This is a genomic window from Stenotrophomonas sp. TWI809, assembly GCF_039673205.1.
Taxonomy (GTDB): Bacteria; Pseudomonadota; Gammaproteobacteria; order Xanthomonadales; family Xanthomonadaceae; genus Stenotrophomonas.
In genome coordinates this window covers 1-14546 of sequence record NZ_JBDJLE010000042.1, presented here as the reverse complement: position 1 = coordinate 14546, position 14546 = coordinate 1, and the positions used below count along the sequence as shown (strand labels likewise).

The 14546-nt window shown below is 66.7% G+C and carries 11 protein-coding genes; 4 read left to right on the top strand and 7 right to left on the bottom strand.

Features of this window, described 5'->3' with window-relative positions:
• Positions 1-175: 175 nt before the first annotated feature.
• Genes ABE472_RS18525 through ABE472_RS18510 form a run of 4 tightly spaced genes read right to left on the bottom strand, consistent with a single transcriptional unit; the run spans position 176 to position 4881 of the window.
• A complete protein-coding gene (locus tag ABE472_RS18525) occupies positions 176-1747 on the bottom strand; it encodes a DHA2 family efflux MFS transporter permease subunit (protein ID WP_121041533.1) in 1572 nt (523 codons plus the stop codon).
• 7 nt (positions 1748-1754) lie between these two features.
• Positions 1755-2936 (bottom strand): multidrug efflux MFS transporter periplasmic adaptor subunit EmrA, encoded by a 1182-nt coding sequence (emrA, locus tag ABE472_RS18520; protein WP_346466772.1) that lies wholly within the window; start codon positions 2934-2936, stop codon positions 1755-1757.
• An 11-nt stretch (positions 2937-2947) separates the two neighbouring features.
• Positions 2948-4432 (bottom strand): efflux transporter outer membrane subunit, encoded by a 1485-nt coding sequence (locus ABE472_RS18515; protein WP_346466771.1) that lies wholly within the window; start codon positions 4430-4432, stop codon positions 2948-2950.
• A gap of 5 nt (positions 4433-4437) precedes the next feature.
• Complete coding sequence (locus ABE472_RS18510; protein ID WP_088433075.1) at positions 4438-4881, bottom strand: MarR family transcriptional regulator; 444 nt, start codon at positions 4879-4881, stop codon at positions 4438-4440.
• 143 nt (positions 4882-5024) lie between these two features.
• Here ABE472_RS18510 and ABE472_RS18505 point away from each other — a divergent pair, with 143 nt between their 5' ends.
• Positions 5025-5903 carry a helix-turn-helix transcriptional regulator gene (locus ABE472_RS18505; protein ID WP_346464646.1) on the top strand — a complete coding sequence of 293 codons (879 nt, stop codon included), beginning with the start codon at positions 5025-5027 and terminating at the stop codon, positions 5901-5903.
• Positions 5904-5961: 58 nt separating this feature from the next.
• The gene (gene parC / locus ABE472_RS18500) at positions 5962-8205 is read left to right on the top strand and encodes a DNA topoisomerase IV subunit A (protein WP_346464645.1); all 2244 of its coding nucleotides are present in this window, start codon (positions 5962-5964) and stop codon (positions 8203-8205) included.
• Between the two features lie 248 nt (positions 8206-8453).
• Here parC and bfr read toward each other — a convergent pair whose 3' ends face one another.
• The 3 genes from bfr to asnB form a co-directional block, all read right to left on the bottom strand.
• Positions 8454-8942, bottom strand: coding sequence for a bacterioferritin (bfr, locus tag ABE472_RS18495; RefSeq protein ID WP_346464644.1), 489 nt, complete (start codon positions 8940-8942; stop codon positions 8454-8456).
• 68 nt (positions 8943-9010) lie between these two features.
• Entirely contained in the window at positions 9011-10399 is a 1389-nt protein-coding gene (locus ABE472_RS18490; RefSeq protein ID WP_313211673.1) for a cation:proton antiporter, read from the bottom strand.
• An 87-nt stretch (positions 10400-10486) separates the two neighbouring features.
• Positions 10487-12178 (bottom strand): asparagine synthase B, encoded by a 1692-nt coding sequence (gene asnB / locus ABE472_RS18485; RefSeq protein WP_346464641.1) that lies wholly within the window; start codon positions 12176-12178, stop codon positions 10487-10489.
• Between the two features lie 369 nt (positions 12179-12547).
• On the opposite strand from asnB, the gene ABE472_RS18480 reads away from it, so the two are divergent.
• Together ABE472_RS18480 and ABE472_RS18475 are read left to right on the top strand one after the other, a co-directional pair.
• A complete protein-coding gene (locus ABE472_RS18480; RefSeq protein ID WP_346464640.1) occupies positions 12548-13426 on the top strand; it encodes a tetratricopeptide repeat protein in 879 nt (292 codons plus the stop codon).
• Between the two features lie 251 nt (positions 13427-13677).
• Complete coding sequence (locus tag ABE472_RS18475; protein ID WP_313217733.1) at positions 13678-14361, top strand: pentapeptide repeat-containing protein; 684 nt, start codon at positions 13678-13680, stop codon at positions 14359-14361.
• Positions 14362-14546: the final 185 nt, after the last annotated feature.

Here is a 14546-nt window from a genome sequence, read left to right as displayed (position 1 = left end):
CGCACTAGCTTCAGGTGCTAGCGGGGGCAACTTCGTGGAGGTTCGAGTCCTCTCCTGGGCACCATGACTCAGAAAATGATCAAACCCGCGCAAGCGGGTTTTTTCGTTTCTACCGTCCGGTAACAAAAAAAACCCCGCCTTTCAGCGGGGTTTTTCGTTTCAACGTATCACGTGCTCAGTGCCCACCGGCCGAGGCAGCGCCCGCCCCTGCACCGAACGGCGGCTTGGCCAGCCACAGGAAGGCGATGATGGCCAGGAAGATCCAGCCCAGCAGGAAGAAGATGTCGTTGAAACCCATCTGCGAGGCCTGGTGGTTGATCATGTTGTTGAGCGCCGCCGCGCCATGCTGCAGGTCGCCCTGCCCCATCGCGGTCACCTGGTCCTGCATGCCCGGGGTGTAACCGGAGATGTGCTCGGTCAGATGCGCATGGTGCTCCTGGGTACGGCGTGCCCACAGCCACGTGGTCAGCGAGGCGGCGAAGCTGCCGCCCAGCGTGCGCAGGAAGGTGGCCAGGCCGGAACCGGCGGCGATCTCGCGACCGTCCAGATCCGACAGCAGGATCTGCAGCACCGGCATGAAGAACAACGCCACGCCGATACCCATGATCAGCTGGATGCCGGCCACGTGGCCGAAGTCCACCTGCAGGTTGAAGCCCGAGCGCAGGAAGCTGGTGAAGGACAGGAAGATGAAGGCGATCGTGGCCAGCATGCGCATGTCGAACCGCGAGGCGTACTTGCCCACGAACGGCGTCATGATCACCGGCAACACGCCGATCGGCGCGGTTGCCAGGCCGGCCCAGATCGCGGTGTAGCCCATGTCACGCTGCAGCCATTGCGGAATCAGCAGCGCCACGCTGAAGAAGGCCGCGTAGGCCACCACCATCGCCAGCGTCCCGGCGCGGAAGTTGCGGTGCCGGAACAGGCGCAGATCGACGATGGGATCCTTGTCGGTCAGTTCCCATATCAGGAACACCGCCAGCGCCACCACCGACACACAGGCCAGCACGACGATCTTGGTCGAACTGAACCAGTCTTCGTCGTTGCCCAGATCGAGCACCAGCTGCAGCGCGCCCACGCCGATCACCAGGGTGATCAGGCCGACGTAATCCATCTTCGGCTTTTCGATCTGTTCCGGGCGCCCCTTGAGCTGGTTGCCCACCACCAGCGCCGCGAAGATGCCGAGTGGCACGTTGATCAGGAAGATCCATTCCCAACTGTAGTTGTCAGTGATCCAGCCACCGAGGATCGGGCCGGCGATCGGCGCGACCACTGTGATCATGGCCAGCAACGCCAGCGCCTGCCCGCGCTTCTCGCGCGGATAGAGCGAGACCAGCAGGCTCTGCGTGATGGGGTACATCGGGCCGGCGACGAAGCCCTGGATGGCACGTGAGACGACCAGCATGCCCATGCTCTGGGCCAGGCCGCACAGCAGCGAAGCCAGCGTAAAGGCCAGCGTGGCCCACACGAACAGCTTGGTCTCGCCGAAGCGCCGGCTGAGGTAGCCGGTCAGCGGCAGCGCGATGGCGGTGCTGACCGCGAACGAGGTGATGACCCAGGTGGCCTGCTGCGAACTGGCGCCGAGATTGCCGGCGATGGTCGGCAACGAGACGTTGGCGATGGTGGTGTCCAGGACCTGCATGAACGAGGCCATCGCCAGGCCTGCGGTGCACAGGGCGACGTTGGCCGGCCGGAAGGCCGTGCCGGGGGCCGCGGGGGCGCCCGGTGCGGCGGGAGCTTGTGCGGACATGGTGGCCTCAGCTCGCCTTGCCCTGCTGCGGCAGGTTGCGCTGGATGATCTGGTGGATCACATCGTCAGCGCTGTGCAGCTGCTTGGCGTAGACGTCGGTATCGAACACCTGGCCCTTGGCGATGTCGGTCGGCAGCACGGTGCCCTTCTGGTCACGCAGGCTCACTTCGGCCTTGATCGACAGACCGATGCGCAGCGGATGCTCGGCCAGCTGCTTGGCATCGATGGCGATGCGCACCGGCACGCGCTGCACGATCTTGATCCAGTTGCCGCTGGCGTTCTGCGCCGGCAGCAGCGAGAACGCCGAACCGGTGCCCAGGCCGAGGCTGTCGATGTGGCCCTTGTAGGTCACATCGCCGCCGTACAGGTCCGAACGCAGCTCCACTTCCTGGCCCAGGCGCATGTGGCGCAGCTGGGTTTCCTTGAAGTTGGCTTCCACCCACATCTGCTCGGTCGGCACCACGGCCATCAGGGCATTGCCCGGCTGCACGCGCTGGCCGACCTGCACCGAACGACGCGCCACGTAACCGGTGACCGGCGCGACGATGCCGGCGCGGGCATTGTTGAGGTAGGCCTGGCGCAGCTGCGCGGCAGCAGCCTGCACGTCGGGCTGGGTGGCGATCACGGTGTCATCGACCAGCGCGTTGCTCTGCTCGAAGGTCTCGCGCGAACCGGCCACGGCGGCTTCGGCAGCCGCCAGCTCGGTGCGGGCGTGCGCCAGTTCTTCATTGGAGATCGCGCCGCTGCTGGCCAGATCCTTACGACGGTTGAAGTCCTCGCGCACGCGCTTGAGGGTGACCTGGCGCGCGTTCAATTCAGCCTGGGCCCCTTCCACGCTGCGGTACAGACCGCGCACCTGGCGAACCGTCTTGGCGAGGTTGGCTTCGGCCTGCTGCAGGGCCACTTCGGTGTCGGCCGGGTCCAGCTGGACCAGCAGCTGGCCGCGCTCGACGCGCATGCCGTCATCGGCGTTGATCCCGACCACGGTGCCGCTGATCAGCGGGGTGATCTGGACCTGGTTGCCCTGCACGTAGGCATCGTCGGTTTCTTCGAACCAGCGGCCGAACATGAAGTACCACAGGGCCAGCGCGGCCAGCAGCAGCACCACGATGACCAGCAGGCCGCGCAGCAGCTTGCCACGACGGGAGGGAGCTGCCTTCTCGGCAGCGGGAGCGGAGGTCTGACTCATGGGGATGACTCTCAGGAATGCGAGGATTCGGGGGTGGCGGCGACCGTGGCGGCATCGCTGGTCGGGGTGAAGCCACCGCCCAACGCCTGGCTCAGGCGGACCGAAACAAGGATCTGACGCGACTGCAGTTCGGCCAGCCGCTGCTGGGAGACCAGCAACTGCTCTTCGACGCTGAGCACATCCAGGTAGCTGCCGATGCCGGCGCGGTAGCGCTGTTCGGCCAGATCATGGGCGGCACGTGCGGTGCTGACGGCCTGGGCCTGGGCACTGGCCTGGTCGGCCAGTGAGCGCACCGCATTGACCTGGTCGGCAACATCGCGCAGCGCGTTGAGCAAGGACTGGTTGTAGTCAGCCACGGCCAGGTCGTATTGCGCGTCGGTCTTGCCCAGGTTGGCGCGCAGGCGGCCACCGTCGAAGATCGGCAGGCTCAGTGCCGGGCCGAGGAAGGCGAACGTCGAGCCACTCTTGAGCAGCTGGTCCACTTCACTGGAGACCACGCCACCCAGGGCGGTCAGGTTGAGGCTGGGATAGAACGCGGCCTTGGCCGCGTGGATCTCGCGGTTGGCTGCTTCCACGCGCCAGCGCGCGGCGACGATGTCCGGGCGACGGCCGAGCAGTTCGCTCGGCAGCACGCCGGGCAGCTGCAGGGCCAGCGGGTTCAACACCTGCGGGCGCACGATCTGCAGGCCCCGGTCGGGGCCCTGCCCGACCAGCGCGGCGAGCGCGGTGCGGGCTTCGTCGATCTGCTGCTGCGCGGCCTGCTGTTGCTGCTGCGCGGCCGGAATACGGGCTTCGGCCTGGCGGGTCTGCAGGTCACTGTCGATGCCAGCGGCGCGCCGCTGACGGGTCAGGTCCAGGGTCTTCTGCGAGCGCGCCAGTTCTTCGCTGGCCACGTCATGCAGCGTCCATGCGTAACCGAGCTGTGCATACGCCTCGGCGATGGCGGCCGAGAGATTCAGGCGTGCGGCCTGGGCGTCCACTTCGGCGGCATGACCGCTGTCCACGGCCGCTTCCCAGGCGGCGCGCTTGCCACCCCACAGGTCGATGCCGTAGCTGAAGCTCAGGTAGGCCTGGCCGCTGCCGGCATAGCTGCCACCGAGCTCGTCGCCGACCATCGATTCGGGCAGGCGTACGCCGGTGTAGCCACCGGAGGCGGACACGCTGGGCAGGCGGTCGGCGCGGGCGGTGCCGATCTGGGCACGCGCCTGGCGCAGGCGTGCATCGGCCGCGTCCAGCCCCGGATTGCGCTGCAGGCCTTCGGCGATCAGCGCGTCCAGCTGCGGATCGCCCAGCGCGCGCCACCAGTCCGTGGCTGGCCAGCCGGGCTGGCTCAGGCCGTTGCCGGCCAGGGTGCGCTGGGTCTGCAGGCTGTCGGCATCCAGCAGACGGCCCTGCGGCTCCAGGCCGCGGCTGCTGGCACACGCGGCCAGCGCAAGCGCCAGCGCGGAGACCAGCACCGGCCGCAGTGGGCGCAGTGAATAAGAACGTTCAAACATGGAAGTCATGGCGTTACCAGTGAGTCGCGTACACGGGTCATGAGGGAAAGCAGCTGCGCGCGTTCGTCCGGAGACAGATCACGCATGGCGTCGTCGATGGTCTGGTCGCCCCGCTGTTTGAGGCGGGCCCACAACTGGCGGCCCGGCTCGGTCAGCACGATCTGCAGCGCCCGTCGGTCCTGGGCGTGCGGCTCGCGCCGCACGCAGTCCAAGGCTTCCAGCTTGTCCAGCAGGCGGGTGACCGCGCTGGGCACCTGGTCCAGGGCCTGGGCCAACTCGTTGGCGGTGCACGGGGCACGCGCCGCGAGTACCTTCAGACCCAGATAGTGGGTGAAGCCAATACCGAGGTTTTCCTCGGCCATCGACGTGTCTAGCTGACGGACCAGGCCATCGCGCACTTGGCGCAGCAGGAGTCCGAAGCTGGGGGGATGGGCATCAGGGCAGATCATGGGTGAGCATTCTCTTCCAAAAAATATATTTCTCAATAGAAATATTCAATCTGGAACCAAATGCTGTGTTGCAGCAATCAGGACAATGGGGAGGTCGCTACCTTAATGGCGCCCGCCACTGGCCGGGTATTACAATTTGGACAATGGATAACACTTTCAGGCCAGCGCTGGAGACCGACGCCACCCAGATGATCCGCAACCAGGTCCTGGACTGGTTCGAACGGGACGACGGGCTGGGCGTGCTCGGCTTCCGCATCGAGAGCCCCAAGGGGCTGGAACGCGAGATCGACTGGCACCAGCACCGGCGCGCCCAGCTGATCTGCGTGGAGGCCGGGCTGCTGACCACCCGCACCCGCCACGGCACCTGGTCGCTGCCACCGGGCTGTGCCGGCTGGATGCCGCCGGGCGAGCCGCATACGGTGGATATCTGCGGGCCGCTGCGTGGCTGGGGCGTGATCGTGAGCGCACCGATGGCCTGTGACCTGCCCGACGAACCCTGCGTGCTGGCCATTTCCGATCTCCTGCAGGCGCTTTCGCTGCGCGTCACCGCATGGGTGCCCGCGGCCGAGCCGAGCCTGCGCCAGCAGCACATGATCGAGGTCCTGTTGGACGAGATCCGCAATGCGCCGCGCCAGCGCATGCACCTGCCGATGCCGCAGGACCGGCGCCTGCTGCGGATCGCCTCGCAGCTGATCGCCGACCCGGCCGACGGCCGCAGCCTGGAGCAATGGGCCCGGTGGGCCGGGCTGTCGCCGCGTACACTGACCCGGCACTTCCGCGATGAAACCACGCTCAGCTTCGCGCAGTGGCGCCAGCAGGCCCGGCTGGCCGAGGGGCTGCGCCGGCTGTCCGATGGCCAGAGCGTGTCCGATATCGCGCACGAACTGGGGTTCAGCAGCCCCAGCGCCTTCGTCACCGTGTTCCGCCGCCACTTCGGCAGCCCGCCCGGGCGCTATCTGGCGCGCAGCGGACACCCCCTGAACCCATCACGCGGCTTGGCATCCCCGGCCGCATCCGGATAATCATCCGCCTGCGAGGGCGACAGCCGTCGCCGTCCCTTGCCACAGGTAACAATCCCGCATGACCGATCTTGCCCGCCCCGCGTTCCACGGCTTTGAACAGCTGCCCCTGCGCGAGTACGCCGAACGGGCGTACCTGGACTACTCGATGTACGTGGTGCTCGACCGCGCACTGCCGTTCCTCGGCGACGGTCTCAAGCCGGTGCAGCGCCGCATCATCTATGCGATGAGCGAGCTGGGCCTGAATGCCGCCTCCAAGCCGAAGAAGTCCGCGCGTACCGTCGGTGACGTGATCGGTAAGTACCACCCGCATGGCGACAGCGCCTGCTACGAAGCACTGGTGCTGATGGCCCAGCCGTTCTCGTACCGCTACCCGCTGATCGAAGGCCAGGGCAACTTCGGCTCGACCGATGATCCCAAGTCGTTCGCGGCGATGCGCTACACCGAGTCCAAGCTGACCCCGATCGCCGAAGTGCTGCTGGGCGAGATCAACCAGGGCACCACCGACTGGACGCCGAACTTCGACGGCACGCTGGAAGAGCCGACCTGGATGCCGGCGCGCCTGCCGCACCTGCTGCTCAACGGCACCACTGGCATCGCCGTGGGCATGGCCACCGACGTGCCGCCGCACAACCTCAACGAGATCGTCAGCGCGCTGCTGCACCTGCTCGACGATCCCGACGCGACGGTCACCGACCTGTGCGAGCACGTGAAAGGCCCGGACTATCCGAGCTTCGCCGAGATCATCACCCCGATCGCCGATCTGCGGACCATGTACGAGACCGGCTACGGCAGCGTGCGGGCGCGTTCCACCTTCCTGAAGGAGAACGGCAACATCGTGGTCAATGCGCTGCCGTTCCAGGTGTCGCCGTCGAAGGTGATCGAGCAGATCGCCGCGCAGATGCGCGCCAAGAAGCTGCCGTGGCTGGAGGACATCCGCGATGAGTCCGACCACGCCAACCCGGTGCGCGTGGTGCTGGTACCGCGCTCCAACCGCGTGGACGCCGAGCAGCTGATGGGCCACCTGTTCGCCACCACCGATCTGGAGCGCAGCTACCGGGTCAATCTCAATGTGATCGGCCTGGACGGCCGCCCGCAGGTCAAGAACCTCAAGACCCTGCTCAGCGAGTGGCTGCAGTTCCGCAGCACCACCGTGACCCGCCGCCTCAACCATCGCCTGCAGAAGGTCGAGCGCCGCCTGCACATGTTGGATGGCTTGCTGATCGCCTTCCTCAACCTGGATGAAGTGATCCACATCATCCGCACCGAGGACGAAGCCAAGCCGGCGCTGATCGCGCGCTTCGCGCTGAGCGAGGAACAGGCCGAGTACATCCTGGAAACCAAGCTGAAGCAGCTGGCCCGCCTGGAAGAGATGAAGATCCGCGGCGAGCAGGACGAGCTGGCCAAGGAGCGCGACAAGATCGTCGGCATCCTGGAGAGCAAGGCCAAGCTGAAGAAGCTGATCCGCGATGAGCTGGTGGCCGATGCCAAGAAGTTCGGCGATGACCGACGTTCGCCGCTGGTGCAGCGTGGCGCGGCGCAGGCCATCGATGAAACCGAGCTGGTGCCGAGCGAGCCGATGACGGTGGTGCTCTCGGAGAAGGGCTGGATCCGTGCGGCCAAGGGCCACGACATGGACCCGTCCACCCTCTCCTACCGTGATGGCGATGCGCTGCTCGGTTCGGTGCGCGCACGCAGCACGCAGCAGGTGGCGTTCCTGGACAGCGAGGGTCGGGCCTATTCGACCCTGATCCACACCCTGCCCTCGGCCCGCGGCAACGGCGAACCGCTGACCGGTCGCTTCTCGCCGGCGCCGGGCAGCGCCTTCATGACCCTGGCCAGTGGCGAGAACAACACGCGCTTCGTGCTGGCCTCCACGCACGGCTATGGCTTCGTGACCCGCTTCGAGAACCTCACCGGCCGCAACAAGGCCGGCAAGGCGATGCTCAACCTGACCTCCGGCTCCAAGGTGCTGACCCCGGCCGTGGTGGCCAATCCGGAGACGGATCGCATCGTGGCCGTGACCAGCTCGGGCAACCTGCTGGCGATCGCGGCCAGCGACCTGCCGGAACTGGACAAGGGCAAGGGCAACAAGATCATCGACATCCCCAAGGCCAAGCTCGCGACCGAGCGCGTGGTCGCGGTGGTATCGGTGGCGCCGGGCAACACGCTGCTGGTGCGCAGCGGCCAGCGCACCATGAACCTGTCGTTCAAGGATCTGGACACCTACCTGGGCACCCGCGCGACCCGTGGCCACCTGCTGCCGCGTGGTTGGCAGAAGGTGGAAGGGCTGGCGGTGGAGTAAGCGTCGCGGTGCTGACGTGAATCGGAACGGCCGGGGAAACCCGGCCGTTTTTTTGTTGCACCCACAGAAAAGGCCGGGTTTCCCCGGCCTTTCTGATCGTCTCAACGTCGGCTGGCTGGCAGAAGCTGGCAGGCGGACGAGGGTTCAGCCGCTGGCTGGCGAAGGCTGGCTGGCGTGCGGAACCCGATGCCGTGGCACCGGTAGTGCCGGCCGCTGGCCGGCTCCCCGGAAGACCCGAACGCACCCACTCAATGCGCAGCGGTACCCTTCGCATCCATCTTGCTGGTCTGGTACAGCGCCAGGCCGATGCGCTTGATCAGGCCCAACTGCTGCTCCAGCCACCAGGCGTGGTCTTCTTCGGTGTCCTTCAACTGCACCAGCAGCATGTCGCGGCTGACGTAGTCTTGATGCTGTTCGCACAGTTTCATGCCGGCGGCCAGGTTGTCACGGACGCTGTACTCGGTCTCCAGGTCCTTCTGCAGCATCTCTTCCACGGTCACGCCGGGCTCGAACCCATGCGGGCGCATGTCCGGGTCGCCGCCGAGGAAGAGAATCCGGCGCAGCAGCGCATCGGCGTGCTGGGTCTCTTCTTCCATTTCGTGGTTGAGGCGCTCATAGAGCGCGAACAGGCCCTGGTCTTCGTAGCGGCGCGAATGGATGAAGTACTGGTCGCGCGCGGCCAACTCGCCACGCAGCAGTTCCTTCAAGCAGGCGATGACGTCCGGGTTGCCTTTCATGGGGGGTGCTCCTGATGAATCAATGCGCGCATGGTGCCCTATCTAAAATTCCGGTGATCTAATCGGAATCAGTTGCAGTTGCGCTTCCACCGCTCCATCGCATTCAGCAGCGGCCCGGTCATGGCCGTGGTTACCAGGGCCATGATCACCAGCACGGCAAACAGGCGGTCGCCGAGGAAGCCCAGCTCGTAGCCCAGGTTGAGCACGATCAGCTCCATCAGGCCGCGGGTATTCATCAGGGCCCCGAGCTTCCACGCCTCATGGCTGCCCATGCCGGCACTGCGCGCTGCGCTCCAGGTGCCGATCAGCTTGCCCAGCGTGGCCACCACGATCACGATCAGGCACAGCACCAGGTCGCTGGCCTGCAGGGCATCGGCGCGCATGCGCAGGCCGGTCATGGCGAAGAACAGCGGCAGCAGCAAGGTCACCGCGAACGGCTCGACGCGCTCGGCCACGGTGTGCCGCAGGGTGGCGTTGCCGGACACCGCCACGCCGGCCGCGAAGGCGCCGAACAGCGCGTGGATGCCCAGCATCTCGGTCACCAGGGCGCAGCCCAGCGCCATCAACAGCATGATCAGCAGCCAGCGTCCTTCCTGGCCCGGCGCGATCACCCGGCGCGAGAACCACGGGCGCACCACGCCCAGCATCAGCGCCACGAAGGCGACCACGCAGACCAGGTTGATCGTCGCGGGCACCCAGCCCTGCGATTGCGCAGCGGCCACGATCAGCGCCAGCAGGCACCATGCGGTGGCATCACCGAGCGCGGCGCAGGCGATGGCGGTCTGGCCCAGCGGCGTGCCGGTCATGCCCCGGTCGGCCAGGATGCGCAGCAGCACCGGGAACGCCGTGATGCTCAATGAAATACCCACGAACAACGCAAAGCCGGTGAAGCCCACGCCCGGCGGCGCGTGTGCACCATAGAGCCAGATCGCGAGCAGCACGCCCAGCACGAAGGGCACGGCGATACCGGCATGGCTGACCACGAAGGCGAAACGACGTCGCCCCCGCAGTCCGCCCAGATCCAGCTCCGCCCCGGCCACCAGCAGGAACATCAGCACGCCGAGCTGGCTGAGCAGGCCGAGCGAACCCAGCGATGCCGGCGGGAACAGCACGCCGTGGACCTGCGGCAACATGGCCCCCAGCACCAGCGGCCCCATCATCAGGCCGGCCGCCATCTCACCGATCACCCCCGGCTGGCCAAGGCGACGGAACAGCCAGCCCGCGCCCTTGGCGACCATCAGCAATACCAGCAACTGCAGCAGGAACAGACCGAGCGGCGCATGCAGATGCGCGGCCCAGTCGCCCCCCAGCGAGGACTCTGCACGGGCCACCTGCGCGGTCACGGCGGGGCCGGCAAACCGCGCCAGGCCCAGGCCGATCACCAGCGGCAACGCCACCCAGCCCAGGTAGCGCCAGGCCAGGCCGCTGCGACGCATGCCGGTGGTGTCAGAGTCCATGACCGATCCCCATCGATTGAAGGGGCGATTCTACGGGCTGCACGCGTCGCCACACCACCGCGGACGACGCGGCGGTGTGGCCATCGCTCAGGCCAGCGCCTGCTCGTGCACGCCGGCGATGGCGCGCCCGGAGGGATCGGCCATCGCGGCAAAGCTGGCGTCCCACGCGATCGCCGCCGGCGAAGAGCATGCGATGGATTTGCCACCCGGTACGGTCTCCGCCGCCGCCTGGGTCGGGAAGTACTGCTCGAAGACGTGGCGGTAGAAGTAGGCTTCCTTGGTCTGCGGCGGGTTGTGCACGAAGCGCTTGTCCGCCGCGGCCATCACACGGTCACTGACCTGGGCCTCGGCATGTGCCTTGAGCCCGTCGATCCAGCCATAGCCGACGCCATCGCTGAACTGCTCCTTCTGGCGCCACAGGATCGAGTCCGGCAGGTAGCCTTCGAAGGCTTCGCGCAGCACCGCCTTCTCGATACGTCGCGTACCGGCAGGGCCCTGCCCGACCATCTTGTGCTTGGCATCGATGCGCATGGCCACATCGAGGAACTCGCGATCCAGGAACGGCACGCGCGGCTCCACGCCCCAGGCCATCATCGACTTGTTGGCGCGCAGGCAATCGTAGTTGTTGAGTGCATCGAGCTTGCGCACCAGCTCCTCATGGAACTCACGCGCGTTCGGCGCCTTGTGGAAGTACAGGTAGCCACCGAAGATCTCGTCGCTGCCCTCACCGGACAGCACCATTTTCACGCCCATCGCCTTGATCCGGCGCGCCAGCAGGAACATCGGCGTGGAGGCGCGGATGGTGGTGACGTCGTAGGTCTCTACATGACGGATCACTTCCGGCAGCGCATCCAGACCTTCTTCGAAGGTGTACTCGAAGCCGTGGTGCACGGTGCCAAGTGCTTCGGCGGCGATGGCGGCGGCGGCCAGATCCGGCGAGCCTTTCAGGCCGATCGCGAACGAATGCAGGCGCGGCCACCACGCTTCACTCTGATCACCATCTTCGACACGGTGGCGGGCGTAACGCGCGGCCACCGCCGCAACCAGCGACGAATCCAGACCACCGGAGAGCAGTACACCGTAGGGCACGTCGGTCATCAGCTGGCGGTGCACCGCACGCTCGAAGGCCTCACGCAGTTCGACGCGGTCGGCCTCGACGCCTTCGACCGCGTCGTAATCGCGCCACGGGCGTTCGTAGTAGCGGGTCAGCGTCTCGGTGGCGCTGTCATACCAGTGGCCGGGCGGGAACTGCGCTGCGTCAGCGCAGATGTCCACCAGCGACTTCAGCTCGGAGGCCACCACCAGGCGGCCGTCCTTGTCGTGGCCCCAGTACAGCGGTACCACGCCGATCGGATCACGGGCGATCAGCACGCGCTGCGCGGCGCGGTCCCACAACGCGAAAGCGAAGATGCCGTTGAGGCGGTTAAGGAACGAGGCCGGGCTGTCTTCGCGGTACAGGGCGTTGATCACCTCGCAGTCCGAGCCGGTCTGGAAGGCGTACGGCTGGGCCAGCTCGGCCTTCAGTTCGCGGTGGTTGTAGATTTCGCCGTTGACCGCCAGTGCCAGCCCGTCGTCTTCGGAGAGCAACGGCTGCGAGCCACCGGCGGGGTCGACGATGGCCAGGCGCTCGTGGACCAGGATGGCGCCGTCATCGACGTACACCCCGCTCCAGTCCGGGCCGCGATGGCGCTGGCGCTGCGACAGGTCCAGCGCATGGCGACGCAATGCGACGAGGTCATCGCCCGCCTGGAGGCCGAAAATACCGAAAATCGAACACATGGGAACAGCTCCTGATGATGGGGGAATACACGTATTGCAGGCATTCGACCGGCCACCCAGGCCCGGAAGGGGTAAACCCGGGCCACAAAAAAACCCGCATCGGTCGATGCGGGTTTTCTGGGGTCCGGGCGTGTTGCTTGTACTAGCCCTGGTCGCAGTCCCGCATCGGCCGCGCACGATTATTCGCGCGCAGATTATTGCGGTTGGTATTGCTGACAGCGGTGGCCGGGAACGAGGACATGGACCGACCGTAACCGGGTTTGGGCGGCGGTGCAACTGTTGCGATGGCAACCAAACCGACCGCCGCGGACAACCCCGCGCTCCGGGGCCGGGCGATAATCACGGTCCTTCTGCACCCCCCTGGCTGGCATGACCGCTCGCATTGGACGCATCGCTACACGCCTGGGCGGCATCGCCCTGGCCCTTTCTCTCATCGCCTGCAGCAGCGCCCCGTCACGGACGCCTGCGAGCATCGTGCAGTCGATCGAGACCAAGGCGGCCGATGGCAGCTTCGACAGTGCCTGGGAGGCCGCCAGGACCTACGAGACCTTCAACGACCCGCGCGCCGTGACCTGGTACGAACGTGCCGCCGCCGTCACCCCGTGGAACTTCCACAACCCCCAGGCCGAAGAGGCCCTGGGCCGGATCTGGACCCACGGTGAGCTGCTGCATGGCACCGGCCCGAACATCCTGCAGGGCACTGCACTGCGCGCCTCACCGCGCAAGGCAGAGCGCTGGTATCGCGCCGCTGCCGAGCATGGCAACCCGATGGCGATGCTGATGCTGGCCAGGTTCCATCGCGAACGCGGTGAGGCGGCCAGCGCGCTGCGTTGGGACCTGCGCGCGACCATCTACCACCACATGCCGTCCGAATCCTCGCGGCTGCCGCAGGCGATCGCCGCGCAGCCGGAGGGCAGCCTGCATCCGCTGGTCGTCGACATCCAGCGGCGTGCGCAGCGCGGTGATGCCGACGCCCAGGTGGATCTGGGCGCGATGTACGAACTCGGGATGGGCCTGCCGCGCGATGGTATCGAGGCGCTGCGCTGGTATCGGCTGGCGGCCGACCAGGGCAATGTGTACGGGCAGTATTTCAGCGGCCTGCTGCTGGGCCGCGGCCGCGCCGGCGTGACACGTGATCTGGACGCGGCCGCAGGTTGGTTCGCCAAGGCCTACGCGCAGAAGTTCTACCTGGCCGGGGAAACGTACTGGCGCGAGCGGATCAAAGCGCCGTTCTGGACCTTCGGCTGACGCCGGATACCCGAAATTTCCGCCCCACCCGGTAGAGCCGACCGTTGGTCGGCTGCACGTGTCGCCCCACCCGGTAGAGCCGACCGTTGGTCGGCTGCACGTGTCGCCCCACGGGTCGACATCAACGGCAGCCGACCAACGGTCGGCTCTACGTCGGTCCGAACATCGGCATGCGCGCCGGTGACGCTGTACACACTCCGCCGCTGCCTTCAAGACTGCCGCCTGCGCCGCCCATCACCCAGAATGGACGCATGAACACTGTCACCTTCCGCGATGAAACCCTCACCCGCGAGCGCATGCAGGCCATCATCGCCGCGCATCCGCGGGCAGCCGTGTTCGAGAACTGCACGTTCGATCATGGCGACTTCTCGCGGCTGGACATGGATGGGTACCAGTTCCATCAGTGCTCGGTCACCGGCGCGAGCTGGCTGGCGGCCTCACTGGAAGAAAGCCAGTGGACGAAGTGCCGCGGCAGCCAATGCGATTTCAGCTCGGCACTGCTCAGCGATGCGCGTTTCTCGCACTGCGATCTGAACAACAGTCACTGGCGCCGGGCAACGCTGTCCTCGGTGCAGTTCCAGGACTGCAAGCTGACGGGCGCGCACCTGCAGGAAGTGACCGGCTGGGCGCTGGAATTCCGCGATTGCCTGCTGGTCAGCGCGGACCTGCGCGGGATGTCCTTCCGCAAGGCGCAGCTGGAGGGCATGGATTTCTCCGAGGCCGAGCTGTCCGGCTGCGATTTCCGCGATGCGGTGTTCAACGGCGGCAGCCTGCGCAATGCACAGACGCGGTTGACGCGCTTTGAAGGCGCCGACCTGCGCGGCACCGACATCAGCGGGCTCAACGTGATGGACGCCAAGCTGTTCAAGAAAGCGGTGATTTCACAGCGGCAGGCGGCGGCCGCGTTGGCGTCATTCGGGTTGATCGTGGCGTAAGGGCGAACCGACCAACGGTCGGTTCCTACCCGGCCCGGTCGTTCCTGCCTGGCGTGGTCGGTTCCTGCCTGACCCGGTCGTTCGTCAGTGACGCGGTAGGCGCCGACCGTTGGTCGGCGCAGCACGTAAACCCGGTAGTGCCGGCCGCTGGCCGGCTCTCGTGATTGCCAGCCGAAAAGGAGAGC

What these genes read in the sequence shown, in the direction of transcription:
- ABE472_RS18515 (WP_346466771.1), bottom strand. Translation starts at nt 4,432, where the DNA reads ATGTTTGAACGTTCTTATTCACTGCGCCCACTGCGGCCGGTGCTGGTC.
- asnB (WP_346464641.1), bottom strand. Translation starts at nt 12,178, where the DNA reads ATGTGTTCGATTTTCGGTATTTTCGGCCTCCAGGCGGGCGATGACCTC.
- bfr (WP_346464644.1), bottom strand. Translation starts at nt 8,942, where the DNA reads ATGAAAGGCAACCCGGACGTCATCGCCTGCTTGAAGGAACTGCTGCGT.
- ABE472_RS18510 (WP_088433075.1), bottom strand. Translation starts at nt 4,881, where the DNA reads ATGATCTGCCCTGATGCCCATCCCCCCAGCTTCGGACTCCTGCTGCGC.
- parC (WP_346464645.1), top strand. Translation starts at nt 5,962, where the DNA reads ATGACCGATCTTGCCCGCCCCGCGTTCCACGGCTTTGAACAGCTGCCC.
- ABE472_RS18525 (WP_121041533.1), bottom strand. Translation starts at nt 1,747, where the DNA reads ATGTCCGCACAAGCTCCCGCCGCACCGGGCGCCCCCGCGGCCCCCGGC.
- ABE472_RS18505 (WP_346464646.1), top strand. Translation starts at nt 5,025, where the DNA reads ATGGATAACACTTTCAGGCCAGCGCTGGAGACCGACGCCACCCAGATG.
- ABE472_RS18490 (WP_313211673.1), bottom strand. Translation starts at nt 10,399, where the DNA reads ATGGACTCTGACACCACCGGCATGCGTCGCAGCGGCCTGGCCTGGCGC.
- ABE472_RS18480 (WP_346464640.1), top strand. Translation starts at nt 12,548, where the DNA reads ATGACCGCTCGCATTGGACGCATCGCTACACGCCTGGGCGGCATCGCC.
- emrA (WP_346466772.1), bottom strand. Translation starts at nt 2,936, where the DNA reads ATGAGTCAGACCTCCGCTCCCGCTGCCGAGAAGGCAGCTCCCTCCCGT.
- ABE472_RS18475 (WP_313217733.1), top strand. Translation starts at nt 13,678, where the DNA reads ATGAACACTGTCACCTTCCGCGATGAAACCCTCACCCGCGAGCGCATG.